At 31.5% G+C, this 24,406-nt stretch carries 26 protein-coding genes; 8 read left to right on the top strand and 18 right to left on the bottom strand.

From position 1 onward, the window contains the following. Positions 1-43 precede the first annotated feature (43 nt). The 8 genes from L1276_RS06325 to L1276_RS06360 form a co-directional block, all read right to left on the bottom strand. Positions 44-1,528, bottom strand: a complete 1,485-nt coding sequence (locus L1276_RS06325) for a carboxypeptidase regulatory-like domain-containing protein (RefSeq protein ID WP_253786241.1) — start codon at positions 1,526-1,528, stop codon at positions 44-46. Between the two features lie 54 nt (positions 1,529-1,582). Beyond that, positions 1,583-2,944: a CsgG/HfaB family protein gene (locus L1276_RS06330; RefSeq protein ID WP_253786242.1), complete on the bottom strand. Its 1,362-nt coding sequence runs from the start codon at positions 2,942-2,944 to the stop codon at positions 1,583-1,585. A gap of 1 nt (position 2,945) precedes the next feature. After that, entirely contained in the window at positions 2,946-3,350 is a 405-nt protein-coding gene (locus L1276_RS06335; RefSeq protein ID WP_253786243.1) for a curli production assembly/transport component CsgF, read from the bottom strand. Positions 3,351-3,366: 16 nt separating this feature from the next. Then, positions 3,367-3,693, bottom strand: a complete 327-nt coding sequence (locus L1276_RS06340) for a CsgE family curli-type amyloid fiber assembly protein (protein ID WP_371924151.1) — start codon at positions 3,691-3,693, stop codon at positions 3,367-3,369. Next, positions 3,690-4,100, bottom strand: coding sequence for a hypothetical protein (locus tag L1276_RS06345; protein WP_253786245.1), 411 nt, complete (start codon positions 4,098-4,100; stop codon positions 3,690-3,692). The genes L1276_RS06340 and L1276_RS06345 overlap by 4 nt, the downstream gene beginning before the upstream one ends. Positions 4,101-4,109: 9 nt before the next feature. Then, complete coding sequence (locus tag L1276_RS06350; protein ID WP_253786246.1) at positions 4,110-4,634, bottom strand: hypothetical protein; 525 nt, start codon at positions 4,632-4,634, stop codon at positions 4,110-4,112. 67 nt (positions 4,635-4,701) lie between these two features. Further along, complete coding sequence (locus L1276_RS06355; protein WP_253786247.1) at positions 4,702-5,547, bottom strand: hypothetical protein; 846 nt, start codon at positions 5,545-5,547, stop codon at positions 4,702-4,704. A 394-nt stretch (positions 5,548-5,941) separates the two neighbouring features. Continuing rightward, positions 5,942-8,131 (bottom strand): glutamine synthetase III, encoded by a 2,190-nt coding sequence (locus tag L1276_RS06360; RefSeq protein WP_253786248.1) that lies wholly within the window; start codon positions 8,129-8,131, stop codon positions 5,942-5,944. Between the two features lie 427 nt (positions 8,132-8,558). Between L1276_RS06360 and L1276_RS06365 the strand changes: the two genes are divergently transcribed. Next, the gene (locus L1276_RS06365) at positions 8,559-9,575 is read left to right on the top strand and encodes a glutamine synthetase beta-grasp domain-containing protein (protein ID WP_243234464.1); all 1,017 of its coding nucleotides are present in this window, start codon (positions 8,559-8,561) and stop codon (positions 9,573-9,575) included. Positions 9,576-9,898: 323 nt separating this feature from the next. Next, positions 9,899-10,876, top strand: coding sequence for a TerC family protein (locus L1276_RS06370; RefSeq protein WP_253786249.1), 978 nt, complete (start codon positions 9,899-9,901; stop codon positions 10,874-10,876). A 68-nt stretch (positions 10,877-10,944) separates the two neighbouring features. Here L1276_RS06370 and L1276_RS06375 read toward each other — a convergent pair whose 3' ends face one another. The 3 genes from L1276_RS06375 to L1276_RS06385 all read right to left on the bottom strand — a co-directional run bounded on the left by L1276_RS06375 (position 10,945) and on the right by L1276_RS06385 (position 13,637). Then, complete coding sequence (locus L1276_RS06375) at positions 10,945-11,469, bottom strand: hypothetical protein (protein WP_253786250.1); 525 nt, start codon at positions 11,467-11,469, stop codon at positions 10,945-10,947. Positions 11,470-11,560: 91 nt separating this feature from the next. Further along, complete coding sequence (locus L1276_RS06380) at positions 11,561-12,430, bottom strand: alpha/beta hydrolase family protein (protein WP_253786251.1); 870 nt, start codon at positions 12,428-12,430, stop codon at positions 11,561-11,563. A gap of 334 nt (positions 12,431-12,764) precedes the next feature. Beyond that, a complete protein-coding gene (locus L1276_RS06385; protein ID WP_253786252.1) occupies positions 12,765-13,637 on the bottom strand; it encodes an AraC family transcriptional regulator in 873 nt (290 codons plus the stop codon). Positions 13,638-14,087: 450 nt separating this feature from the next. On the opposite strand from L1276_RS06385, the gene L1276_RS06390 reads away from it, so the two are divergent. The 4 genes from L1276_RS06390 to L1276_RS06405 all read left to right on the top strand — a co-directional run bounded on the left by L1276_RS06390 (position 14,088) and on the right by L1276_RS06405 (position 17,131). Next, entirely contained in the window at positions 14,088-14,489 is a 402-nt protein-coding gene (locus L1276_RS06390; protein WP_253786253.1) for a T9SS type A sorting domain-containing protein, read from the top strand. A gap of 682 nt (positions 14,490-15,171) precedes the next feature. Continuing rightward, a complete protein-coding gene (locus L1276_RS06395; protein WP_253786254.1) occupies positions 15,172-15,534 on the top strand; it encodes a T9SS type A sorting domain-containing protein in 363 nt (120 codons plus the stop codon). Between the two features lie 429 nt (positions 15,535-15,963). Beyond that, entirely contained in the window at positions 15,964-16,368 is a 405-nt protein-coding gene (locus tag L1276_RS06400) for a secretion protein (RefSeq protein ID WP_253786255.1), read from the top strand. A gap of 376 nt (positions 16,369-16,744) precedes the next feature. Next, positions 16,745-17,131, top strand: a complete 387-nt coding sequence (locus L1276_RS06405; RefSeq protein ID WP_253786256.1) for a secretion protein — start codon at positions 16,745-16,747, stop codon at positions 17,129-17,131. 63 nt (positions 17,132-17,194) lie between these two features. On the opposite strand, the gene L1276_RS06410 is transcribed toward L1276_RS06405, so the two are convergent. The 5 genes from L1276_RS06410 to L1276_RS06430 form a co-directional block, all read right to left on the bottom strand. Beyond that, positions 17,195-17,395, bottom strand: coding sequence for a hypothetical protein (locus L1276_RS06410; RefSeq protein WP_253786257.1), 201 nt, complete (start codon positions 17,393-17,395; stop codon positions 17,195-17,197). A 67-nt stretch (positions 17,396-17,462) separates the two neighbouring features. After that, positions 17,463-17,849 carry a BRO family protein gene (locus L1276_RS06415; protein ID WP_253786258.1) on the bottom strand — a complete coding sequence of 129 codons (387 nt, stop codon included), beginning with the start codon at positions 17,847-17,849 and terminating at the stop codon, positions 17,463-17,465. A 15-nt stretch (positions 17,850-17,864) separates the two neighbouring features. Continuing rightward, the gene (locus tag L1276_RS06420) at positions 17,865-18,032 is read right to left on the bottom strand and encodes a hypothetical protein (protein WP_253786259.1); all 168 of its coding nucleotides are present in this window, start codon (positions 18,030-18,032) and stop codon (positions 17,865-17,867) included. Between the two features lie 112 nt (positions 18,033-18,144). After that, on the bottom strand, positions 18,145-18,555 hold the full coding sequence (locus tag L1276_RS06425) for a hypothetical protein (protein WP_253786260.1): 411 nt from the start codon (positions 18,553-18,555) through the stop codon (positions 18,145-18,147). A 61-nt stretch (positions 18,556-18,616) separates the two neighbouring features. Then, the gene (locus L1276_RS06430) at positions 18,617-19,024 is read right to left on the bottom strand and encodes a helix-turn-helix domain-containing protein (RefSeq protein WP_253786261.1); all 408 of its coding nucleotides are present in this window, start codon (positions 19,022-19,024) and stop codon (positions 18,617-18,619) included. Between the two features lie 203 nt (positions 19,025-19,227). On the opposite strand from L1276_RS06430, the gene L1276_RS06435 reads away from it, so the two are divergent. Together L1276_RS06435 and L1276_RS06440 are read left to right on the top strand one after the other, a co-directional pair. Continuing rightward, positions 19,228-19,545, top strand: coding sequence for a hypothetical protein (locus L1276_RS06435; protein WP_253786262.1), 318 nt, complete (start codon positions 19,228-19,230; stop codon positions 19,543-19,545). A 490-nt stretch (positions 19,546-20,035) separates the two neighbouring features. Next, a complete protein-coding gene (locus L1276_RS06440; protein ID WP_253786263.1) occupies positions 20,036-20,707 on the top strand; it encodes a hypothetical protein in 672 nt (223 codons plus the stop codon). Between the two features lie 560 nt (positions 20,708-21,267). Here L1276_RS06440 and L1276_RS06445 read toward each other — a convergent pair. Beyond that, positions 21,268-22,155, bottom strand: coding sequence for a DUF3226 domain-containing protein (locus tag L1276_RS06445; RefSeq protein WP_253786264.1), 888 nt, complete (start codon positions 22,153-22,155; stop codon positions 21,268-21,270). A 1-nt stretch (position 22,156) separates the two neighbouring features. Next, on the bottom strand, positions 22,157-24,286 hold the full coding sequence (locus L1276_RS06450; RefSeq protein ID WP_253786265.1) for an AAA family ATPase: 2,130 nt from the start codon (positions 24,284-24,286) through the stop codon (positions 22,157-22,159). Positions 24,287-24,406 lie beyond the last annotated feature (120 nt).

Genomic DNA, 24,406 nt, shown 5'->3' on the forward strand with positions numbered 1-24,406 from the left:
TTTTCTCAGATTAAATTATGTTGGTTATTTTGGCATTTCTATATTATTCCCAATCGGGCATTGATGTTCCTGAAAACAAAATCACACGTGAATTTGCCACTCCAAAACTGGTTTTTACAATATTTTTTACTGAAATCCCGTCGTTTGAAGTATTGGTAAAAATCAATTCTGATTCGTTTGGAGCATATCGCACATCCAAATCATTTGTACCTGAAATTTTCTCGGTTACGATTTGATAAGAAGAAGCTGTAATAAAATTGTACTCAAAAATTCGGGTATCTAATTGGCGGTATGTTGCGCTTTCAAATCCGGTTATGTCTTTAGTATATACTAATTTTAATCCGGTAACAGAGAAATGTAAACCGCCAATTGCGCCGGGTTGTCCTGCAATTATAGAAGTCGTTATAACGCCCGAATTATCGATTACATAAACCTCAGTATTATATCCATTGGCGTCATTTACCTTTAAAGCAATTTTTGTTCCGTCGGCACTCCAGTCACATTCTGATATAAATTTGCCGTTTGGTGTCTGGAATATTTTGGTTAAACCGCTTCCGTCACTGCTTATTTTATACAATTTATCAAAATTCGGATAAATAAATTCACTTCCCGATGCATTCCAGGAATAGCCTATATAATCTGAATTAAAACCGGCAATCGAAACCGAATTGGTTACTTTTTTAATTCCCGTTCCATCAAAATTCATGGTGTAAATATCATTCTGCGAACCGTTTGTACCAACAAAAGCTATTTTTTGTGCCTGATTATTTCTTCTCGGACGCCAGGAATTCTTGTCTGAACTGGTTAATTGATATTGTTTTCCAGCATCATCTGCAGTAAAAATTACATTGTTGTCGTTTACTTTTTTTACAAATAAGTATCTTGTTGCAGGAAATGTTATTGTCGTAAAGGCACTGATAGAACTTAAAACCGATGTGTTTACGCCATCATTAACTTCAACCTGCCAGTAATATTTTGTTCCAAATAAAAGATCTGTTAACGCTAGTTTTTTCTCTTTTATATTTTCAAAAGTTTTTACATCACTGTTACTGTCATTTCTTAGAATAACTTTAAAGGTAAGCACATCGTTATTTGGATCTGTTGCTGTCCAGGTTAAATCCAGTGAAACTGCCTGTCCTGCACTATTATCAATTGGACTTACTAATACCGGAACTGTTGGCGGTTTATTATTTGCTGTCGATTTGCTGAGTTCAAAAACAATCTCTGAAGTATTATTTGCTGTTATGCTGACTGCTTCAAATTTTGCCACATATCCGTCTTTTTGAGCCTGAAAAGAATATTCGCCCACTTTTACATTCGAAACTGTAAATTTTCCGGTTTCATCTGTAAATACAGTACTTGAAGTTGGACTTGATAGTATTTTTACGTTTTCCATCGGCTCAAAAGTATCTGCCGAAACTACTTTTCCGGTAACGGTTCCAAACTCTGACTCTCCTATTTTTTCTTCACTGCACGAAACCAAAAACAATAAAAAAAGTACACTCGCTATTTTGTATAAATACTTCATTATTAATTTTTTTTTAATTTAAATTTCATCTTTTTACTTTCAGATACTTTCTTTTCACTTTTTCTTTTTGGTAAAGTAATAAGTAAGTCCAAAACCAAATTTATAATAGTAATCATCTCTGGTTCCTGCTTTTACATAATCGACATTGTCACTGAAATTAATATTTTGTTCTGCAAACAATTTTATTCCAATTCGATCAGATGCCATATATTCTAAACCTACACCATATTGAACTTTACTATATGTGTTTTCAAATTTCCTGTTCATTGCAAACCCGCCTCCGCCGTATAAATAAGGCGTTAATCGGTCTTTTGGAAGCAAAATCCATTCGAGATTAAGATCATAGGTAATATACCCCACATCTAATAAATTTTTATTCGCCAGATTTACCACATTTGTAGAAGCACTTATATTAAAAGCAGGCGTAATAAAGTATTTTAAAGCACCGCGTCCAAAAGGTCTTAAGAGCGGATCTCGATAATCCCCATCCATTAAGGTTGTTCCTCCCGAAACTTCGATTGCCATTTTGCTTCTTCGGCTTTCCAAATTTCTTCCGTATAATGCTGTTGCATCGGCCGTTTTAGTTTCTTCATTATAGGCTTTTAATAAATTGTCAACCTGCCATTTTGGTGCATCTGCTTCCCAAATATTATCCTGAATACCTTCTAAAACCAAAGATTCTACTGCTTTTTCTATAGCTTCTGTAACCGCCATATGTACGGGTTCATTGGTTGTATAACCGGTTTCAACTTCTAAAAGTCTTTTAAAATTTACATATCTAAACAAACTTTCATCAATTGCCTGTGATAAAATGGTCTTGGAGATATAAACTGATTTTAAAATTTTTCCGTTTGATGTTGAAATCATCCTCAAATAAATGGTAACACGATCCTGACGGTATTTTACAGATGCTCCGGCTCCAAAATATCGGGCTCCAAAACCTCCGGTAATAATATTAGAGTCGTATGAAACTATACCGCCTTCCAGCAAAACTCCGGCATATAATAAAGGGGTTAACTGCGGTTCGTTTGGATTGGCATTTTTTACATATTCCTGTCTTGTAGCCCGAATAAGGTTTCGTTCCTGAAGCAGGTTTCCAATATTTTCACGTTCAATTGGGATAAACCATTTTGAATCTTCTAAAGCCTTTATTAAAATCGAAGTTGCGCCCTGGGTTACGGCAGTGCTGAAACTGCTTCCGTTTTCCTGTGGTTTATATTGTCCCGTTTGATCCCGAAATTTATAAACCCCAACTACAACCTGCTCTTTTGGTTTTGGCAGTTCTTTTAATAAAGAAGTCGCAGGAGTACTTTCTCCTAAAATTGCTTTTTCAACTCCGGTTGGCTGATTAAAATAAGCACCGCAGCCCGCAAAAAGAAATGCGGTCAGAATAAATAAGTAGTAATGTAATCTCATGTTATTGATTTGGGATGATTACCTGAGTTTGTTCGCCGGTAGTGGTGTCTAAAATATTCAATGTAAGTCCATCTGCTGATGGATAAACGTCAACAGAATAACTTCCGAAGGTATAAGAGCCTTCTTTAATTCCGTCAGTACCAAATTGTTGTTTGTAAAGCGTACTCGAAATCTGACTTAACAGCTGCGAATTCAAATTGGCTTTAAATCGCTCTAAATCTGTTTGTTCTTTTGTTTCGGCTGTTTTATCTTTTTGCTTGTTCTGAGCCTCGGCACTGCTCAAAAGCCATTGATAATTAAAAGTATCTCCGCCAAATGCAGGGTTTACAGGTTTATAAACTAAAGCCTGCGCATTTATAAATGGAGAAATAAGCAGGAATACTGCGAGGGTGATTATAAATTTCATGTCGTTAATAATAAAATTAATACTGAGTGAAATATTTGCGCTCTTTTTCTTTTTCTTTCAAATAAGTGAAGGTTGCATTTACAGATTCCTCTGCAACTGCATCCAAGAATTCATCATCAGGTCTGGCCAAAAACTCATATATAACCTCGTTATCGATGGTAACGGTTATAGCAGTGTTTCTTGCAAAACTGTATTCTTCACCTATTGTAACTATTTTATCAGCGTTGATTCCAATATCATTGTACTTGTAATAATACCTGTCATAAAAATCTTTTCCCATTTTGGTTTTGGTATCATCCGTAATAATTCCTCTTAAAACAAATCCGTCAACAGGAAGAATTATTGGGTCTGCTTTTTTTTTTCTTCACCCAAAACCACTCGGTCTTTTGCAATTATCTGCTTGTTTTCATCATAAAACAAAAGCAGTACAATTACTTCGTCATCTTCCAGAAGATTGATCTGTGAGGTTGATAATTTTTGTAATTCGCTTGGCTGCAGGGTAAAAACTCCAACTTGGTCATTATTTGACTGATTATTACTTTTATTATTATTTTTTATAACAGACAACCGGTATGCAGCACTTCTTATAACATCTGTCAAGTTTTCGGCTGTTCCTGTAATTTTTACATTTCCTTCAATTTTTTCTACTTCAATTTTAGCTTTTATTTTATCCTGCGGCACCTGTCCGTAGAAAGCCATTGTAGTACAAAAGAGAATTAAGGTTATATTATGTCTGTTTAAAAAACGCATGTTTTACTTTTATTTGTTGATAAGAATTATTGAAGCTCCATTTCCTGTCTGCGTAATTTTCATGTTTTTTGACAGTGAATTGGTTCCAATATTCTGAATATTTTGATTATCCCCTTTTTGAATCATTTCCATATTTACATTATAATTTGTGTTTAATGTAAAGTCAGAAATTTTATTATTGTTCCCTTTCTGCACCACATTTTGTGTAATAGTTTTTGCTTTTTTATCCAAAAGCAATTCATTTACATTTCCTTTTTGATCAACAGAAACTTTGGTTTCATTTGATTTTAAAACAGCTTTTACTTTATTTAAATCTCCAATCTGCTGAATTTGAATGCCTGGCTGAATTCTTGAATTTAATTCGTTCTGTTCTTTTTTATCCAAAACCGAAACTACACTCATTGCGGTTTCTTTTGAATTAAAAAGAGAGGAACTATAATGGCTGAATTCTGAGTTATCTTCTTTATTATTTTGACCGTAAAAAGCAGGGCAATAAAGAATTAACAAGAGTATATATAGAATGAAAGTTTTCATCTTGATAATTTTAAATTAAAAAATGTGATAGTCGTTCTACGACTATCACATTTGTATTTTAAGTATCTTAGTTACTTTGAGTAACAGAAATTACGTTTGAATTTCCTTTAGAGAAAGCAATACTGCTGTGAGCAGAACCTGTTTGATTTACAGTTGCTTTATTTAAGTTACCAATTTGTAATGTATTCTCAGTCAACTTAGTACCATTTTGCACAGATGTAGCTTCGTTACCATCACCATATTGATAGTGGTTTGAAACATTTTTGTTTGCTGCAGAAGTACCGCTTGGAGAAGTTTGAGTCTGCCAAGATTTGTTAGCAACACCACCCTGGCTTGCATAAGCTACGTTGTTATCTCCTTTTTGTGTTTGAGTAGCCTCATTTTTGCTGTGAGGACCAACTGGCACAGTAACAGCATTAGCAAATCCTAATTGAGTTGCTGTAAAAGGAGCTCCGGTTGGTTTTTCGTTACCCGTTGTACCTTGATCTACAGTTGCAGTATTGTTATTACCGGTTTGAGTTTGCCAAGCTTTGTCAAATCCACCAGTTGAACTTGGTGCATTAACAATTTGATCTTGCCAGATTGTAGCTGAGTTGCTGTTTCCTTTTTGTGTTTGATACGCTTGGTTGTCATGGTTACTTTGAGAAATAAACGCACCGTTATTATCTCCATCTTGTTTTACATCAGCTTTATTACTCACTGCATTGTATAATCCTGGTTGAATTCCTTGGTAAACCTCAGATTTGTTTGAATTTCCTAATTGGTCTACTTTAGAATCATTAGTTTGTCCGTTTTGATTCACAATACCAGTTTGAGATGATCCAACTTGGTTTACTGAAGAAGTGTTACCTTGAGCGATTGCCGCTACTCCCACAAACAGCATCGCTGAGATGCTTAAAATTACTTTTTTCATAATAAATATATTTAATTGGTTATTAATACAACTTATTATGCAGGTTCTTGATTTGGGGGGAAGTCTGGGGACTTTACATCTTCATTCGAAAATAATTTTTAAATCTTATTTCCTTTTCTCTTGACCAAAATTAGAAAACTTATTCATATACGATTCAACTAGAAAAAGCTATTTTTCAATTACTTAACCTCTTTTCGATGAAATGTAAAACTATGTCGATGAACTACTGAATTCTTAAAAAACATAAGTAGGAAATTACTTTCTTATTGCAATTTCTTTACATTTAGCCTAAAAGATTTGTTAAAAACAATATTCAAATGTGTTATTTTAACATTACAATAAAAAAAGCCCATCTTTAATTAGATGGGCTTTGTAGAAGTCTATGGACTTTATTTTATTTTGTAAACAACAATTCTCTGTATTTAGTCAATGTCCAGCTTTCGTCATCAACCAATAATTCTAATTTATCACAATGATTACGAATCTCATCAAAATAAGGTTTTACTTTATTACAATAGGCTTCTGCCATTTTTTGGGCATCAGTCAATTGATTGGCTTTTTTTCTTTCATTAGTCATAGCCAACACTTTAGAATTGATTCCTTCAATATGACCTGAGATTTCTTTGATTAAAGTAATCTGCTCTTTTGCAATCGTTTCAAATTCTTTTCCGAAGATTTCTTTTAAACCTTTTACATTTTCAATTAAAGTATTTTGGTAACGAATTGCAGTCGGAATTACATGGTTTCTGGCAATATCCCCTAAAACTCTTCCTTCAATTTGAATTTTTTTCGTGTATTCTTCCAGTTCGATTTCGTAACGTGCTTCGGCTTCAACGTGATTAAAAATTCCTAATTCAGCAAATAGATCCAAAGCTTGTTTCGAAACTTTCGCTTTTATCGCTTCAGGAGTTGTTTTAAAATTACTTAAACCTCTTTTTCCTGCTTCTTTTTCCCAAGCTTCGCTGTAACCGTCGCCTTCAAAAAGAATTTTTTTAGATTGCTTAATGTATTCTCTTAAAACATTAAAAATAGCATCGTCCTTTTTCATGTCTTTTGACTCGATCAGGTTTTCTACTTCATTTTTAAAATCTTTTAATTGTTTCGCTACAATTGCATTTAAAGTTGTCATGGCGTTAGAACAATTCGAATTTGAACCAACAGCTCTAAACTCCCATTTATTTCCTGTAAACGCAAAAGGCGAAGTTCTGTTACGATCTGTATTGTCTAACAATACGTCTGGAATTTTCCCAACTACGTTTAATTTAAGGTCTGTTTTTTCCTCCGGAGAAAGTTTTCCGGTTGTTACGCTTTCTAATTCAGATAAAACTTTTGTCAATTGTGCTCCGATAAATACCGACATAATTGCCGGAGGTGCTTCGTTTGCACCTAACCTGTGATCGTTACTTGCTGTTGCGATTGATGCACGAAGTAAAGTTTCGTTATCGTTTACTGCTTTTATGGTATTAATAAAGAAAGTTAAAAACTGTAAATTGCTCATTGGTGTTTTACTCGGACTCAATAAATTAACTCCAGTATCTGTAGCCAATGACCAGTTATTGTGTTTCCCGGAACCGTTTACTCCTTTAAATGGTTTTTCATGAAATAATACTTTAAAATCATGGCGTTCTGCCACTCTCTGCATTACATCCATTAATAAAGAGTTGTGATCTACGGCCAGGTTTGTTTCTTCAAAAATTGGCGCCAGTTCAAACTGATTTGGTGCTACTTCGTTATGACGCGTTTTTACAGGAATTCCTAATAACATACATTCCTGCTCTAAATCTCTCATATAAGTAAGAGCGCGAGTTGGAATAGACCCGAAATAATGATCGTCTAACTGTTGTCCTTTTGCAGAGGTATGCCCTAATAAGGTCCTTCCTGTCATCATTAAATCCGGACGAGAGTTTGCCAACGCTTTGTCGATAAGGAAATATTCCTGCTCCCATCCTAAAGTGGCTGTTACCTTTTTTACGTTTTTGTCAAAGTATTTACAAACTTCTGTAGCCGCTTCATCAATTGCAGATAAGGCTCTTAATAAAGGAATTTTGTTATCTAAGGCTTCACCCGTATAAGCGATAAAAACTGTAGGGATACATAAAGTTGTTCCATATATAAAGGCCGGCGAAGTTGGATCCCAGGCTGTATAGCCTCTTGCTTCAAATGTATTTCTGATGCCGCCGTTAGGGAAACTAGATGCATCCGGCTCTTGTTGTACTAATTGTGCCCCGCCAAATTTTTCTACGGGATCGCTTCCGTCATACGAAGTTTCAAAAAAAGCATCATGTTTTTCTGCAGTAGTTCCTGTAAGAGGCTGGAACCAGTGTGTATAATGAGTTACGCCTTTTGCCAATGCCCATTCTTTCATTCCCATGGCGATATAATCTGCCAGTTTTCGTTCTATTTTTGTTCCGTGTTGAATGGCATCTCTTACTCCTTTTAAAGCATCAGAAGTTAAATATTGCTTCATTGCTTTTTCATTAAACACATTTGAACCAAAAAGATTAGATTTTCTATCAATTTCTTCAAAATGCACCGGCTTTCTGGTAGAAGCTTCTTTTAGCGCTTGGAAACGTAATGTTGACATGTCTATAATTTTAAAAATTCGTAATAATTTTCATTGAAAAATGATCGACAAATATAAACAATAAATAACCCTGTTTTAAACTTAAATTTGAGATTTTTATACAAGGATAATGCAACAGATGAAGCTTTTTTTAAAGAATAATAAAGATGATGTAAAGAAATATAACAAAAACCCTCAATATTATTCATTAAATAAACATTTTTTCATAATTCCTTAACCCTAATATTCAAAAACAAGCCCTTATTTTTACGAATTTATTTTTTTATCGTGTTAAAAATTATTTTTTTTAGAATATACCCCTATCAAAATTGCGCTTCTCAAAAAAATTATACTTCGATAAACAAAATAGCCCCCTAATTTTTAGGACTAAAAAAATAAATCTATATTTGACCCAGCGAAAAAACAAAAAAAATAAATTTATATTATTATGGCTAAAATTAAGTTAGAGTACATTTGGTTAGATGGATACGAACCAACTCAAAATCTTAGAAGTAAAACTAAAGTTGAAGAACACGAAAATTTCAAAGGAACATTAGAAGAACTTGGAAATTGGTCATTTGATGGTTCGTCAACAAAACAAGCTGAAGGTGGTTCATCTGACTGTTTGTTAGTTCCTGTTGCAATTTATCCAGATCCAACTCGTATCAACGGATATTTAGTAATGTCTGAAGTTATGTATGCTGATGGAACTCCACACCCTTCTAACGGAAGAGCTACTATTGATGATGATAATGATGATTTCTGGTTTGGTTTCGAACAAGAATATTTCATTATGGACACTAAAACTTTATTGCCATTAGGTTTCCCTGTTGGAGGTTATCCTGCTCCACAAGGTATGTACTACTGCTCTGTAGGTGGAAAAAACACTCACGGAAGAAAATTAGTAGAAGAACATGCTGATTTATGTATCGCTGCCGGAATCAACTTTGAAGGTATTAACCAAGAGGTTGCCTGCGGACAATGGGAATTCCAATTATTCGCTAAAGGTGCTAAAAAAGCCGGAGACGAAATCTGGGTTGCCCGCTACTTATTAGATCGTTTGACTGAAAAATATGGTTACTATATCGAATATCACCCAAAACCTCTAGGAGATACTGACTGGAATGGTTCTGGAATGCACGCTAACTTCTCTAACGAGGTGTTAAGAACATGTGGAGACCAAGCTACTTACGAAAGAATTTGTGAGGCTTTCCGTCCTGTTACTGCTGAGCACATCGCGGTTTACGGAGCTTACAATGACCAACGTTTAACTGGTAAACACGAAACTGCTTCTATCCACGATTTCTCTTATGGAGTTTCAGACAGAGGATGTTCTATCAGAATTCCTTTAATGACAGTTCAAAAAGGATGGAAAGGATGGTTGGAAGACAGAAGACCAGCTTCAAACGGAGATCCATACAAAATTGCTGCTAGAATTATCAAAACTGTTAACTCAGCGCTATAATTCAAAGCTTAAAATATATTCTAAAAAGTGCCATCGTAATTGCTGGCACTTTTTTTATATACTAAACCCGACAGGTTTTAAAACCTGTCGGGTTTGTAATGAGATAGATCCAATAAACAGATTTACTTTTTTTTGTCATAACTAATTAACACAAAGATCTAACAAACACCAACTGTCAGTTCGAGCGTCCCGAAATTTCAGGAAGAACCCTCTCACATTTTGCATATTACATTTCATAAATTAAATTTAAAAGACTTTTCTTATAATTACTTTTTCAGTAAAATTTCATAACTTACCTTTTGTAAATCATTAAAAAAATCATCATGGTAGTCTGGACTTTGTTTTTACTGGCTGTAGTTTTTATTCTTGCTTTAGATTTAGGTGTATTTAATAAAACACCGCATATTATCAGCACCAAAGAAGCCAGTAAATGGACTCTCATTTGGGTTACTTTATCATTTCTATTTTCAGGAGTAATCTATTGGCTTTATACTACAGATTATATTGAAAATCCTGATGGTTTAGAACCTATGAAAGCCTCTATGAAGTTTATTACAGGTTACTTGATTGAACTTTCATTAAGCGTAGATAACATTTTTGTAATTGCTATTATTTTTGCTTCATTTAAAATTCCGCAAAAATACCAGCACCGTGTTTTATTCTGGGGAATCCTGGGCGCAATTGTCTTCCGTGGGTTAATGATTTTCTTCGGAGTAATGTTGATCAACAAATTTACGTGGACTACTTATCTTTTTGGAATCTTTTTAATATTTACAGCCGTAAAAATGTTGTTTTCGGGCGAAGAAGAAGACTTTCATCCAAAAGATTCTTTTATATATAAGACATTAGGAAAAGTTATACCGATTACATCAGAAATGGATGGAGAGAAATTTTTTATCTCAACCAAAACTGCAAAAAAAGCAGCAACTCCATTATTTGTAGCTTTAATTGTTATTGAGTTTATGGATGTTTTATTTGCTGTAGACAGCGTTCCGGCAATTCTAGCTATTACTAAAGATCCGTTTTTAGTATTCAGTTCTAACATTTTTGCGATTCTTGGCTTACGTTCTATGTATTTCTTTCTGGCCAATATGCTGGCAAAATTCAGTTATTTAGAATACAGTTTAGTAGCCATTTTAGCTTTTGTTGGATTAAAAATGCTTTTACACGATTTCATTCAGGTTCCGGAATGGGCTTCTTTAGGATTCATCGCACTTTCGCTTTTAGTAGGAATCTTAGTTTCTCTTAAATTCGGAAAAGAAAAAGAACTAACTGATTCTGATTTAGATCAGCCATTATAATATATTAGTATATAAAAAAAAGGAAATCTTACGATTTCCTTTTTTTATGTTTTTATTAATTCCAATAATTAATTCAATTGTTTAACATTACTATCGTCAATGTTATATTTTTTAATTACAGCATCGTAATCAGAATAATCAGGCTTATTTACCGATTTGCTAGTAGTAGAAAAATCACCTGGAACTATTACAATTCTAAAAGTTTGATTATTTAAGAATTCAGGCGTTAATGATAAATCATAATTTCCACCAGCATAAATTGTAAAATCCTGCTTACTAAAATCAAAATCATAATCTAATTCCCCTCTTGAAGTATATAAAGTTCTCGGTATCTGCTGCCAAATTGGTGTATTAGAATTAATTGTACCAGTTAGTCTATAAATCAAAATAACGTCAGATTCAACAATTGTTGGAGTTAGTTCTTCATAAATATTATAACCATCTTCTACATTATAACCAAAACTTATATTTTTTAGTTCAAAAACTTCTCCAACTACATTAACTCCATCTCTTCCCGGAGGCCCTTCCGGCCCTTCACAGCTTGTAAAAGCAATTAATCCAACAACTGCGAATAGTGTAAGTATCTTTTTCATAATATTATCTTTTTTAAGGTTTGTACTATAAAGGTATTCCAAAAATCAAACCAAAAAAAATCTAAAGGTTTAAAAATTTGATATTTTTCATTTACTTTTTGGTAACTAATTGATTTTTAAGCAGAATTTTATTAAAAAACAAAACATGATACGGCAATGAATTTTCCCAATACTCCCAAGTATGAGCGCCTGGTCGTTCCGTATAATCATGCTCTACCTTATTATATACTAATCTTCGGTGTAATTCTCTGTTTGGTTCTATTAGAAAATCGTCTACACCGCAATCTATAACTAAAGGTAATTTATTGGTTTTTATTTTATCAAGCATTCCCATAACAGCGTGCTGCGCATATAATTCAGAACTGTCGCTTTTATCTCCAAAAACGGGCTGCATTAATTTTACAACCTGGGCCGAAGATTCACGATTAAGCATTGTACTCATATCTACTGCCCCGCTCATACTTCCGGCAGCACAAAATAAATCAGGGTGTCTGGCTGATAAATACAAAGCGCCGTGTCCGCCCATAGAAAGACCTGTAATTACTCTTCCGTTTCTATTGCTGATTGTTCGATAGGTTTTATCTACTTTTTGAATTACTTCCTGCGTAATAAAAGTTTCAAACTGACTGCCTTTATTTACCGGACTATCCAGATAAAAACTAAAAGTTTCACCTTCGGGCATTACAATAATAAGATTATATTGATCTGATAAACTTTGAACCAGTTTTTTGTTTGGCGTATTTTTTAACCAATCGCTAAAATGTCCGTAGGCACCGTGCAATAAATACATTACCGGAAAAGCGGTTTTACTTTTAGAATAAGAATTTGGCAGCACTACAGCGGCTTTATAAGTTTTACTCATAGCTGTACTTGCAATTTGTAAGGTATCTACTTTTGCTGCGTATGACATTGACGAAACACACAGAAAAACGGCGAATACTAAAAATTTAAGGTTTTTCATTTTGATAGTTATTTTTTCGGTTAAAGGAATGTAAATATACTTTTTTCCGAATAACTATACGAAAAATCCGACCAGCTTTTCACTAATCGGATTACGAGGTATGCTGTATTTTTGCCACAGATTAAAATGATCCTGATGGCAATTTTCTATAAAAAGTTGACTTGCCACGAATTACACAAATCCCTTTTTTAATTTAATTTATAAACTGGGTCCTAATTTTTTTTTAATCAACAGCACAAAATCTTTCTAATCCTTTAATGAATAGCAAAAGATGTTTAATATTTTCACAATCAATTCGTGTAAATTTGTGTAATTCGCGGCAGCAGAAAACCTATTAACTAATTATAATTTTATGCTCGAGGCGGTACTGCGATGCGCTTTTTCCAGTATATTGCTTAAACGATTTACTAAAGTGGCTGAAATTATTAAAACCGCTTTCGTAGCATACTTCATTAATACTTATTGGTTTTTCGGCCAAAAGTTTTGAAGCATGTACCAAACGATATTCATTTACAAACTCCGTAAAGGTTTTATTAGATATCTTTTTGAAATAACGACAAAACGAAGGAGTTGTCATACTTACCAAACTGGAAACCTCGTCGATAGCAATGGACTGCTGAAAATTATCTTTTACGAAATTAAAAACAACATTCATACGATCGTTATCCTGAGTTTGAAGTTCCATTGCAAAGCCATCTGCATTCAGCATCGTATATTCTTCAGACGAATCTAATTCATCTAAAATACTTAAAAGTGTCAGCAGACGTTCGAATGGAAGCTGATGCTCCATCATTTCAATCTTTTTTCCTATATGTTTTTTTGTTTCGCCTCCAAAAGCAATTCCGCCTTTAGACTGACTCAAAACATTTTGAATCTTTCTCATTTCCGGTACTCCAAAAAAGCCATTCCCTAAAAATTCAGGTTTAATATGAATAACCGTTTCGTTTACATTTCCCGTTTGTTCGTTCGTAAAACCGCAATGCGGTAAGTTAGAGCCTATCAGAATCAAACTACCATTTGTGTAATAGGAAACATGGCTTCCTATTTGTCTTTTTCCTGCCCCGCCGTTTATATAAACCAACTCAATCTCAGGATGATAATGCCATAAATGAGCTTTGCTATTGGTCTTTTCGGCGTGTTTTGTGTAGGTAAAAGAACTTCCGTATGAGTTAGTTATCACTTCAAGAGCTGGGGCAATTGTCTTCATGATAAATCCTTTTAAAAAATAATAGCAAATTTAACAAAAATACCTAATATAATTTAAAAATTAACCTATAACGGTTTCGCAAATGAGAATTTTTCATCAAAATAACTAAAATAGCAATTTTGCAAAAGCTTAAAACCGTCTAAATTTTAAACGACCAATATTTTTATTCGTGATTTTTTTAATATATCGTATTAAATCGACCATTTTTATAGACATTTAGTATTTCTGTAAGAATATTAGACGTTTCATACAAATCTTAACATATAGAATATTTGAAAAATAATAGCGTAATTAACAAAAACACCTAAAATAATTCAAATTTTAACCTATAACGGTTTCGTAAATGAGAATATAGCACATAAATTGGAAAATAGAGTTGATATAAAAATGACATAACCAGAGTAATTTTACATCAGAGAATTAGAGATATAATTTTAAAAAACAAATACTATGAAAAAGATTGTAAAATTAAGTTTAGTATGTGCAGTACTTTTATCAGGTTTCAGCACTTATGCGATTGATGGAAATGAGGACTTTAATCTTCATGTATTAAAAAACGGAAAAAATATCACTTTTGGTCTTAACCAATTGCAAAAAGCAAAATTGGCTATTTACGATAAAGAAGGTACATTATTCTATTCTGAAAATGCTTCAGGTAAAGATGGAATTTTAAGAACCTTCAACTTACAAGATTTTCCTGATGGAACTTATTTCTTAGAAGTTGAAGACAATGCTAAAAAAGTGAGATACGAAATCAATGTAAATAATGAAGTTACAACTTTATCTTCAAAAGCAATATCATCAGTATACAAACCTGTATCTGAAAAAAATACAAGCGTAGCAGTACGCTAAACAAGTTATACTTCTCATAAGTATAAAACTAAGGTTAGATAGTTAGTAAAGTTAAAAACGAAAGTTTTAAAAACAGCTCTTTGTGGTTATTGGGCTGTTTTTTTTTGCTCTATACTTTTTTGAAGTTTAGATTGCATAGTTTAGGTTTTTGATTTTTTGCCGATATCTATAATATTCTATATTCCTATTGATTTCAAATACAGGAAAAAGATTAAAATACTACATTGTGAATATATGGCGCCACAACAGTTGAAACCGTTGGTTGTATTTCTTTTGGTTGCGCTTATATTAAAAACAATACACTTCAATTTAAAATCGAATTTCAAATATTGCCTGTGGTTTCAACCATAGGAACAAAGATTGGAATACTACATTTTGATTGGAAACTGCTGGCTGTTTTTTTATCTGATTGCCCATATTTTGATACTATTTTTTTTCAAACAGCTTATCACTTTATACCTATATATAAGGTATAAAATCCATGTGAAGTAATTTGCAAAAACGTTGAAAAATAATAACCGAATTAACGAAAACGATAAATATAATTCAAATTTTAACCTATAACGGTTTCGTAAATGAGAATACAGCATAGAAATAGGAAAACAGGGATGATAAAAAAAACATACATCTGAAGTAATTTTACATCAGAGAATTAGATATAAAAACATAAAAACAAAATAGTATGAAAAAGAATTTAAAATTGAGTTTAGTATGTGCTGTACTTTTATCAGGATTAAGTACTTATGCAATTGACGGAGGTAACGCTTTTAACTTGCACGTTTTAAAAGCAAATGGAAAAATGATCACTTTTGCTTTAAATCAGGTTCAAAAAGCAAGCATTAGTATATACGACAAAAACGGAAGTTTGATTTATTCTGAAAAAGCTACCGGAAAAGAAGGTATTTTAAGAACATTCAGTTTAGAAGAATTTCCAGAAGGAACTTATTTCCTTGAAATCGAAGACAACTTCAAAAAAGCAAGACACGAAATTAAGATTACAGGCGAATCTTCTGTTTTGTCTTCAAAAGCACTTTCAGGATTTTAATAAGCAGATTTCTGCAAACAATATAAACGCAGCAATGCGTTGAAAAATTTATACTCGCATACAGTATAAGAATGAGGTTAGATAGTTAGTAAAGTTTAAAAACGAAAGTTTTAGAAACAGCTCTTTGTGGTTATTGAGCTGTTTTTTTTGTGCTTTACTTTTGGGTAAAAATAAATTAATACTTCGCTCCTGTTTTTCTTCAAATATTACGAAATTGTAAGATAAAGGTAAAATTACATTTTTATAAAAACGTTGAAAAAAAATAATCGAATTAACAAAAACGATAAATATAATTCAAATTTTAACCTATAACGGTTTCGTAAATGAGAATACAGCATCGAAATAAGAAAATAGAGCAGATACTTTTTTTGTAGTCCTTAAGTACTTTTACATCAGAGAATTAAACTAATAATTTAAAAACTAAGAACTATGAAAAAGATTTTAAAATTGAGTTTAGTATGTGCAGTACTTTTCACAGGAAGTACATATGCAATTGATGGGAATGAAGATTTTAATCTTCATGTAATAAAAGCAAACGGAAAGCTTATAACATTTGCGATCAATAAAGTGCAAAAAGCAAACCTGGCAATTTACGACAAAGACGGATCTTTAATTTATTCTGAAACTGCTTCAGGTAAAGATGGAATTTTAAGAACCTTCAGCTTAGAAGAATTTCCGGAAGGAACTTACTTTTTAGAAGCCGAAGACAATGTAAAAAAAGTGAGACATGAAATTACAATTACTGATGATGCAACTGTATTATCTTCAAAAGCAATTTCATCAGTTTATAAAGCAGGATATGCTGCAAAAAATACAAGCGTAGCAGTGCGCTAAAAAAGTTATACTTTCTCATAAAAGTATAAATAAGGTTAGATAGTTAGTAAAGTTAAAACTGTGATTGTTTTAAAAACAGCTCTTTGTGGTTATTGAGCTGTTTTTTTATGCCCTATTTTAACATAAAAAAATCAGTTTTTAATTTTTTTGAAAAAGTATTCTTAATAAATCTATACAACTGGTTTTTACACCCAAAAAAAAGTTCAAAAAAAATAAATCCGAAAGCCCCGTATTTACGTACATAGCGTAGACAAAACACAGAAATAGTTTTAATTCAGCATTTTAAGTGTCAAAAAAGACGTTTTTTTTGCTAAAAATTAAATTTGTATTTGTAGTTTTGAACGTTCCACATTTAGTAATAAACATTAAAAAAAACATGACAAAATTTACCAAAACCGGGTTAGTTGCGGCCTTTTTTTTAGCAACACTATTCACTTACGCCATTGATGGAAAAGGCGATTACATTTTAAACATTCAAACTGGAAACGGAAAAGTAGTCAGCTTTACTTTAGACACCTTTGAAAAATCATCTTTTTCTATCTACGACGAAAATCACAATTTACTTTATGCGGGAGAATCTGCAGCAAACAAATTGGAAGTTTCAAAAACAATAAGCTTAGAAGGTTTTCCAGCCGGAACTTATGTTCTTGAAGTAAAAGCAAACGATAAAGTTGCTACACACGAAATTAAAGTTGCTGTTAAAAAGGCAAAAACTGTTAAGTTAGACGAATCTGTAAACCATAGTCCAGGTTTTCGTCGTTAATCACTTTTTTTGCCCCACAAAAAATTAGAAAAGCAGCTTCGTATTACGAAGCTGCTTTTTTATTTAATTTATTTTTCGAGTTTTTTTGAGAATTAAATCTTTTGAGTTTAATGAAGTTACTACTTTTTTACCTGTTTTAGACTCCAACTCATTCAAAGCAACTTTAGCAACATTTCCTCCTTGCTTTGCAACTTCTTTACTTTCTTCAAAATTTTCTGGTTCCGCAACGCTTGAGATATCTTTAGTAGATGCTTCTGCCAGCATATTTAAGATTAATTCAGTGTTAGACATATTATCCCTTAAATTCTCTTTTTTAAGTCCTTTTAGTATTTTATACTCTTTCGTTGTATTTCCAAGACCAAGTTTTTGAAATAATATCAGTTAAAATAGCAAATTCCGTTCCCTCCTTTACTCCTCTACTTTTCCATTCTTTCGTTAATTCATTACGAATTTCTATACTTTTTAGTCTTTGATTAATCCAGCTTTCCGAATAACCCAGTTGCATATATTGCTCTAATGCTCTATCTATAGTAATTTCAGGATCTTGCATTTCATCAAGCCGTTCTGCTGCAATTTGCGCCAGCCATAACTTAAATGGTTCTGCTTTTGGAGATGGAATAGATTGTATTAACCGAAATAATTGTTCCGTATCTGCTACATCTGTTAATCTCATTTTACCATCTGCAGCTTCCAGTTTCAAACTGTGACAATTCGTCACGGTTTCATTTCCTTCTTATTTTAGGCGTTGTTTTAATTTCCGCCAATACGCACCTGCATCTCTGCTTTCTGTCAATACAGTAATTATATCAACAATAGAAAAATACCATTTCTCCTCATCCTGATTCCAAATCGTTCTCACGTTCTTTTCTTCAAATATCTGAATCGCACCTTCCTGTTTCATTATTCTTTACATTTTTTGATTATTTATAAAAGTAAGAAAAAACACATTAAAATAATTATTTCACTTCAACAAATTTAAGTAGAATCGCAACTTAAATGAACTTCATTTTTATTTAAATCTTCTTTTTTAAATCTGAACCTATTTTAACAACGTTCCAAAAAACTTCTGTATCTGATCCAATAATTATTTTTTGAGATTTTGAGTAAAGTGAAGAATGTGCAAAAGCATACATATAATCCAACAAATCGTTTAACCTGAAACTTTGTTTGTATTCTGACCTTAATTCTGTACTATTTATAAAACACAGATTTGTGTTTTCTTCTTCTGTAAAAGCTAGATTTAAGTTTTGTTCTATTTTAGATACTAGTTTTAGTTTTTCATTTTCGAAAAAATCTTCAACCGTAAATTCAATATTACTTTCATTAGAAACAATATCATCAACAATATTTTCCAAATCAGGATTCTTATCTAAAGTTAGGTTTTTCAAATTTCTGATTTCTTCTAAATATCGCTGTATTTTCATTTCTTCTTTAAATGAGAAAAGCATCCGCTACGGCAGATGCTTTTTTATTTCTGTTCAATTACTATTTCTCTTTTAGCAATTTCTCTAAATATTCGTTTTTTTCTTTTTCTGACTGAAGCAAACGTTCGTAAAGATTTTTATTTTCTTCTACAGTTTCCATTAATTTATCTAATGGATTGAAAGTGCACGTATTATAACTATTAAAATTATTATCCGAATCGTTAAACGTATTAAAATAATTAATCATACCGTCTTCTGAAAAACTTTTAATAGCTTCAACCGTTACACCAAGAACTTTTGCTATTGCGATAAGTTTATCTTCATCGATAGTTTCACTATTTTCTAAAATAGAAACCGCCTGCTGATTTGTTCCCAAAGCCTGTGCTAAAGCTTCCTGTTTCATATCACGAAGTTCACGAATACGACTTATTTTTCGTCCTATATGATTTGGTTTTGATAATGTACTCATAATTCAAAGATAATAATTTAGTGTGATAACCCGCAAAATGTAAAAAACATATTTATAATGTATGAAACACATAAAAAATGTTTTCATACAGAAAGATCTATTTCTTTCTTCGCCGAATCAAACAAAAGTACAATTTTTCTTATAATAAATTTATAAAAGTCAAATTCTAAAGTGATTATCTAACAAAACTAAATACACGCCTTATGGAAACAAATGAATCTGAAACTGTAAAAAACCTAAAAAGATTAACCACTCTTTATTTCAAAACCTTAAAACCCAGAACTGACAACTCAAACGAATATTTCGTTCCAATCAAAATTCAAAATCATTTTGAACTCGGCTGTATTATAAGCGATATGCTAAAACTCTGCATCCTTGCGCTCGATCATGATATGCACAACGTTCCCGAAAAGAAAAACCAATCTATAAACGTAAGCCTAATTTTAGAAACTGTTCTGCAATTGTTTCCTTTAGACGAAATGGAGTTTTTGGGTTATGTTGGGGAGGTTATTGGGGAATGATTTTCTTTTTTGCTATTCCAAAATGATATAAACATAGCCCGTGGTTTCAACCACGGGAACCTAATATTGTCTTGCTTGTTGTGGACCCGTGGTTGAAACCACGGGCTATATTTGATAATAGGATTTTTGTTGTTTTGATCATGCTAATGGATTTTGATTACGTAATTTCTAATTGTCTTGGACGGATTAAAATCCATCCCTACAATATGTTTCGTTCCTTCGGAACTTTTATAAAACTTCATAAAAGTAACCACAATATTGTCATTTAGACGGAGGAGAAATCGCACTAGTAATTCTGCAAAGATTGGCGACTTGCTTTGTCGAGCTTCTAGTGCGATTTCTCCCTTCGGTCGATATGACAAAAGGTAAAGATTTACAAGATAAAAACAGAAAAATTACAGAAGAATTATTACATAAAAAATCCTATTATTGTAAATGAATAAATGAGAATAAAAGATACTGTAAAGCTATAAAACAAGAAATTATAAAAATGAAAAATAAAATTTTAATTATTTTATTGCTTTCCTTTATCAGCTGCAAAATGGATAATCGTAAACCTGCAGAAGTAAGAAAAATAAAGAAATCAACAGACACTGTTTTTTTTAATGAACAAGGTGATACGATAAAAACACAAACTGCTTATCTTAAAAATAACTATAAATTAATTATTTTTCCAGCTATAGATAAAAATGAAGAAGTAATTAATTTTAGACTTATAAATGGTAAAAAAGATAATACCTATTTATTAGTTGATACTTTCATAGAAAATTATCGCCCTTATTATGAAGGAGTTGATTTTAAAAATTATTTTGCTTTACATAGCAACGGAGGCGGAACAAGCAATTTCTATTTCTGGTTGTATGATAAAGAAACCGGCAATGAGGTTTTAAATGGTATCACCGGGGATTTTGATTTAAAAAATGAACTGATTTTGTATACAGATGAAGACGATGAATATAATTTATTCATTTATGATGTAAATACGAAAGTAAAAACGTTGATAAATCTGCCATACGAACTTATGGATAAACAAAAATGCACAAAATACAATAATTCACCTAAAACCCTTTATATAAGACGAGTTACTAATGAGTATTACTATTTAGCATTCGAAATTTGCGAACCCTTATTAGTAGAATTTAGAGTTAAGAAATCAAAATAATAATTCTACTGGCGTGAGCTGAAGCCTTACATAATTAATTCCACTTCATTCAAATATCTTCTGCTGGTAAATGGATTTTGATTACGGAATTTCTTGTCATGATGGATTAAAATCCATCTCTACAATATGCTTCGTTCCTTCGGAACTCTTTATAGAACTTTATAAAAATAACCTCAATATTGTCATTTCGACGGAGGAAAAATCTTCGCAAGAAACTCAACAATGTTAATCTTCTGCTGGCGCGAACGGGAAAGGTGTAATACTAAAAAATCTCGCAAAGACGCAAAGTCGCAAAGTTTTTGCACAATCTTGTCATTTCGACCGAAGGGAGAAATCACACAAGTAATTCCGCAAAGATTTGTGACCGTTGCTGTGCGAAGTCTCCCGACTTCGTACCCGCCTCTATATTCCGTTCCAAAATTATTTTTATATTCTTTATGGATTATTGAAACGGGTACGAAGTCGGGAGACTTCGCACAGCAATCAGCGAATTTTATAAAATGAAGACTTTGGAGAGCTGGGAGGCTACCGAATTCTTACACATTTTAATATCACTCTAATTAAACAGATAAAAAATCATTTAAATAACTAACTATTTCCTGACACTTTTTATTATTCCTAATCTTTTCTAATGTCAAATAATCTGTTTGACTTATACAAACAACATTAGAACTTCCTGATTTTTGGAGTTGACCTACAGTTCCTATAATAGATTTAGAACTATCATATTTTAATTTCTTTTTTAATTTATCTGCTCTTTTTTCTACTAAAACGTCATTTTCAATTTCCATTTTCAAGGGAAATAATCTATCATCATTAAAATGATCACTTAAAAAATGATGCGCATTACTAAAAATATCTTCATTATTCAAGACCATTAGTGGTAATAGAATATCCTCAAGTTTACCTTTATTATTATCATCTCCTGAAAAAACAAAGCTTCCAAATTTTATATCCTTAATCTTTTTTGTTTCTTTATGACTATTAAAAGGTTTTTCATTTAAAATTTCTTCTATTTCCTTATTTAGCTCTGAAACTCGACTTTCTACACCTTTCTCATCAGAATCAAAAAAATAAAGAATAGAAAATGAAGTATCTAAAGGAGTAACTGTTATTTCTTCATTATTGGGTACAAAAGATAAAAAATCTAAAACTATTTTACTCCTAAGGTTCTTTTTTCCATCTCCACCTAGAGAATAAAAAAATAAATATTTATTATCTTTTAAGAGTGCATTTGTAGGCAATAATGCTTGTCTAACTTCCTGTAAATTTAAATCTTCAATATTTGATTTGGAGACCTCCGATTTTAGTAACAAATCAATCGGAGTGGGAAATTCACTTATTTTTAAATTATCAATATTTTTAAAACCTTCACTTTTAATAATTTTCACTAAAAAAGCAACATCATGAGGCCCCTCACAAAGTACTGCCGTTATCTGAATAGCCATACTATCTTATATCAATATTAATTGTTTCAACTAATTGCTTCAATTTGTTACCTTCTAAGTATTTACAAATTACCTTACCATCAATTTCACTTAAAGCAAAAGCAGTTAATTCTTCATCTGGAAAATTATTCTCAACAAAAGCGTCAATACATTCTTTGCTATGTGTTGATAAAAATACTTGTACATTAAATTTAACAGCTAGCTCTTGAATAAATTGAGTAAAGTCAATTAATAAATTTTTATGGATAGCACTATCTAATTCGTCAATACATATAATTCCATTTTTGCTATATCCCATCAATAAAGCAATTTCAAAAATTCGTTGTAAACCTTCTCCATATTTAGTAATATCAATAGCATAAGACATTTCATCTGTACTCACCATAAATCGACTTTCGTTTTCAATACTAACCATCTCGATTTTATCAATATTTTTATCCATTTTTTCACGGATAAATATCATAATATCATCGAAATATTTTTCCTGTACAGCCTTTGCATGAGCTTTTTTTAATAATGATCCATCATATCTATATGGGCTACTAAACGTAGCTTGACATAAAAATTGACTTTTTTCAAAATAAAATTCTGGATCTTTATTATCAAATAAATGTATTGTACTAGAAAAAGAATCTCCGTTTACATTTGCATCTGTCGATATACTATTTAAATAATGACTTTTTTCTATATTCTCATTTGTTTCATATTTACTAATATTTAAAGAACAATTCACATCATTGAACTCTGCATCAATCTCAATATTTTCTACAAAAATTTTATTAAACCATTTAGTTGGAAAGCCTTGATAAAACCTGCCTCTAAATCTTTCTAAATCAATAATTGATTGAAAATTATTAAGTCTAGTAAATAAATAAAATAATTCTAATACAGAAGTTTTACCTAAATTGTTTCCACCTGCAAAAATGTTAACTCGATTTAGTTTAGTAATCTCAATATTTTGTAATTTTCTATATTTTATAATATTTATTGTTTTAAAATGATTTTTTACTTCATTAAAGTATATAGAAGAATTACGCTCAATTAATTCTATGTTTGCGGAATTACTAGGTATTAATTTATCTAACTTATCTCTTAATTTAATAACCTTTCCATATTCTTCCTCTGTCATAAACTCACTAAATTGAAATGCTGTTTGAACTTCTTTATTAAGATTATCCATTGCATTTTTTAGTCGAGATTCACCTACAGCATCACTTAAAGCAAAACCTGCTGTTATATTTCTCGATTCCTCCATTTGGTCAACAGCTTTTGGCTCATTGATAAATTTAGAGAGTTCTCTTATTTCATGACTTTTAGTTATAATTGGTTCAAGTGTTATTTCTTGCTCATCTCCATCTTCATTTCGTTCAATTATCTCTTCACGAGAAATCCATGAAAACAATTTTTCCTCATTCATTGTTTGTTCTGGAGCCATATCATGATCATTCCATTGCAACCAATTTTTCATTTTGACATTTTTAATTATTTCTTCAAAAATTGAATACATTGTAGTTTCAAATTGATCTCCATAATCACTTAGTTTATATCTCTCAATTAAAGACAAAATTCTTAAACTTCGCCTTAAATTGTGTTTATTAATGGCTAACGAATTACATATTTCTAACTCTGACAAACCATGTTTATATCTTAGATCTTGAATAAGTTGTGCTTGATTAACTGGATTCCATTTTTTTTTACCACTAATATGGTGCAACCCCATAGTTATTAAGTGTTGAATAGGACTTTCATCTGATATTAAAACTAATTCTACACTTTTAAAATCTCGCTCTCTCAATTTTCCAACATCATTTCCTTTTAAAAATTGCTCGTAAAGATACTTTAAGGCAGCAGTTCTTCTATTGCCTTCAATAACAACAACATTCCCATCAGGTAATTCTTTAACTTGGATTGGATCAAGTTTTAGAATACCATTAGATTTAAAACTTGTTAATAAATCTGAAATATTTTCTTCATTCTTCCCAATTAGTAAATTATATGTACGATCTTGAATTCTTTTATCACTAATTTCATTTTCTTTCACAATCTGATAAAACTTGTTGTCAATAAATCTATAATTATTTGCATCAAGCATTAACTTATTTATATGTCTATTTATATATTTATCCATCATTTTTTTCAAATTTATTTAAATTTGTTTTTTATTTAATTAATTAAAAAATCTTGAGATAATTCTTTTAATTATTTTTATTTTGTTTTATCAAAAGTAGAATAATTTATTAAATTATAATAT

Origin of the sequence: Flavobacterium sp. HSC-32F16, assembly GCF_024171645.1 — a bacterium.
Taxonomy (GTDB): Bacteria; Bacteroidota; Bacteroidia; order Flavobacteriales; family Flavobacteriaceae; genus Flavobacterium.

Coding starts and splice junctions, on each gene's coding strand:
- L1276_RS06385 (WP_253786252.1), bottom strand. CDS start 13,637: ATGAAGACAATTGCCCCAGCTCTTGAAGTGATAACTAACTCATACGGA.
- L1276_RS06345 (WP_253786245.1), bottom strand. CDS start 4,100: ATGCGTTTTTTAAACAGACATAATATAACCTTAATTCTCTTTTGTACT.
- L1276_RS06400 (WP_253786255.1), top strand. CDS start 15,964: ATGAAAAAGATTTTAAAATTGAGTTTAGTATGTGCAGTACTTTTCACA.
- L1276_RS06335 (WP_253786243.1), bottom strand. CDS start 3,350: ATGAAATTTATAATCACCCTCGCAGTATTCCTGCTTATTTCTCCATTT.
- L1276_RS06395 (WP_253786254.1), top strand. CDS start 15,172: ATGAAAAAGAATTTAAAATTGAGTTTAGTATGTGCTGTACTTTTATCA.
- L1276_RS06380 (WP_253786251.1), bottom strand. CDS start 12,430: ATGAAAAACCTTAAATTTTTAGTATTCGCCGTTTTTCTGTGTGTTTCG.
- L1276_RS06355 (WP_253786247.1), bottom strand. CDS start 5,547: ATGAAAAAAGTAATTTTAAGCATCTCAGCGATGCTGTTTGTGGGAGTA.
- L1276_RS06350 (WP_253786246.1), bottom strand. CDS start 4,634: ATGAAAACTTTCATTCTATATATACTCTTGTTAATTCTTTATTGCCCT.
- L1276_RS06365 (WP_243234464.1), top strand. CDS start 8,559: ATGGCTAAAATTAAGTTAGAGTACATTTGGTTAGATGGATACGAACCA.
- L1276_RS06410 (WP_253786257.1), bottom strand. CDS start 17,395: ATGCTGGCAGAAGCATCTACTAAAGATATCTCAAGCGTTGCGGAACCA.
- L1276_RS06425 (WP_253786260.1), bottom strand. CDS start 18,555: ATGAAAATACAGCGATATTTAGAAGAAATCAGAAATTTGAAAAACCTA.
- L1276_RS06375 (WP_253786250.1), bottom strand. CDS start 11,469: ATGAAAAAGATACTTACACTATTCGCAGTTGTTGGATTAATTGCTTTT.
- L1276_RS06420 (WP_253786259.1), bottom strand. CDS start 18,032: ATGAAACAGGAAGGTGCGATTCAGATATTTGAAGAAAAGAACGTGAGA.
- L1276_RS06450 (WP_253786265.1), bottom strand. CDS start 24,286: ATGATGGATAAATATATAAATAGACATATAAATAAGTTAATGCTTGAT.
- L1276_RS06330 (WP_253786242.1), bottom strand. CDS start 2,944: ATGAGATTACATTACTACTTATTTATTCTGACCGCATTTCTTTTTGCG.
- L1276_RS06370 (WP_253786249.1), top strand. CDS start 9,899: ATGGTAGTCTGGACTTTGTTTTTACTGGCTGTAGTTTTTATTCTTGCT.
- L1276_RS06435 (WP_253786262.1), top strand. CDS start 19,228: ATGGAAACAAATGAATCTGAAACTGTAAAAAACCTAAAAAGATTAACC.
- L1276_RS06325 (WP_253786241.1), bottom strand. CDS start 1,528: ATGAAGTATTTATACAAAATAGCGAGTGTACTTTTTTTATTGTTTTTG.
- L1276_RS06430 (WP_253786261.1), bottom strand. CDS start 19,024: ATGAGTACATTATCAAAACCAAATCATATAGGACGAAAAATAAGTCGT.
- L1276_RS06390 (WP_253786253.1), top strand. CDS start 14,088: ATGAAAAAGATTGTAAAATTAAGTTTAGTATGTGCAGTACTTTTATCA.
- L1276_RS06445 (WP_253786264.1), bottom strand. CDS start 22,155: ATGGCTATTCAGATAACGGCAGTACTTTGTGAGGGGCCTCATGATGTT.
- L1276_RS06405 (WP_253786256.1), top strand. CDS start 16,745: ATGACAAAATTTACCAAAACCGGGTTAGTTGCGGCCTTTTTTTTAGCA.
- L1276_RS06360 (WP_253786248.1), bottom strand. CDS start 8,131: ATGTCAACATTACGTTTCCAAGCGCTAAAAGAAGCTTCTACCAGAAAG.
- L1276_RS06440 (WP_253786263.1), top strand. CDS start 20,036: ATGAAAAATAAAATTTTAATTATTTTATTGCTTTCCTTTATCAGCTGC.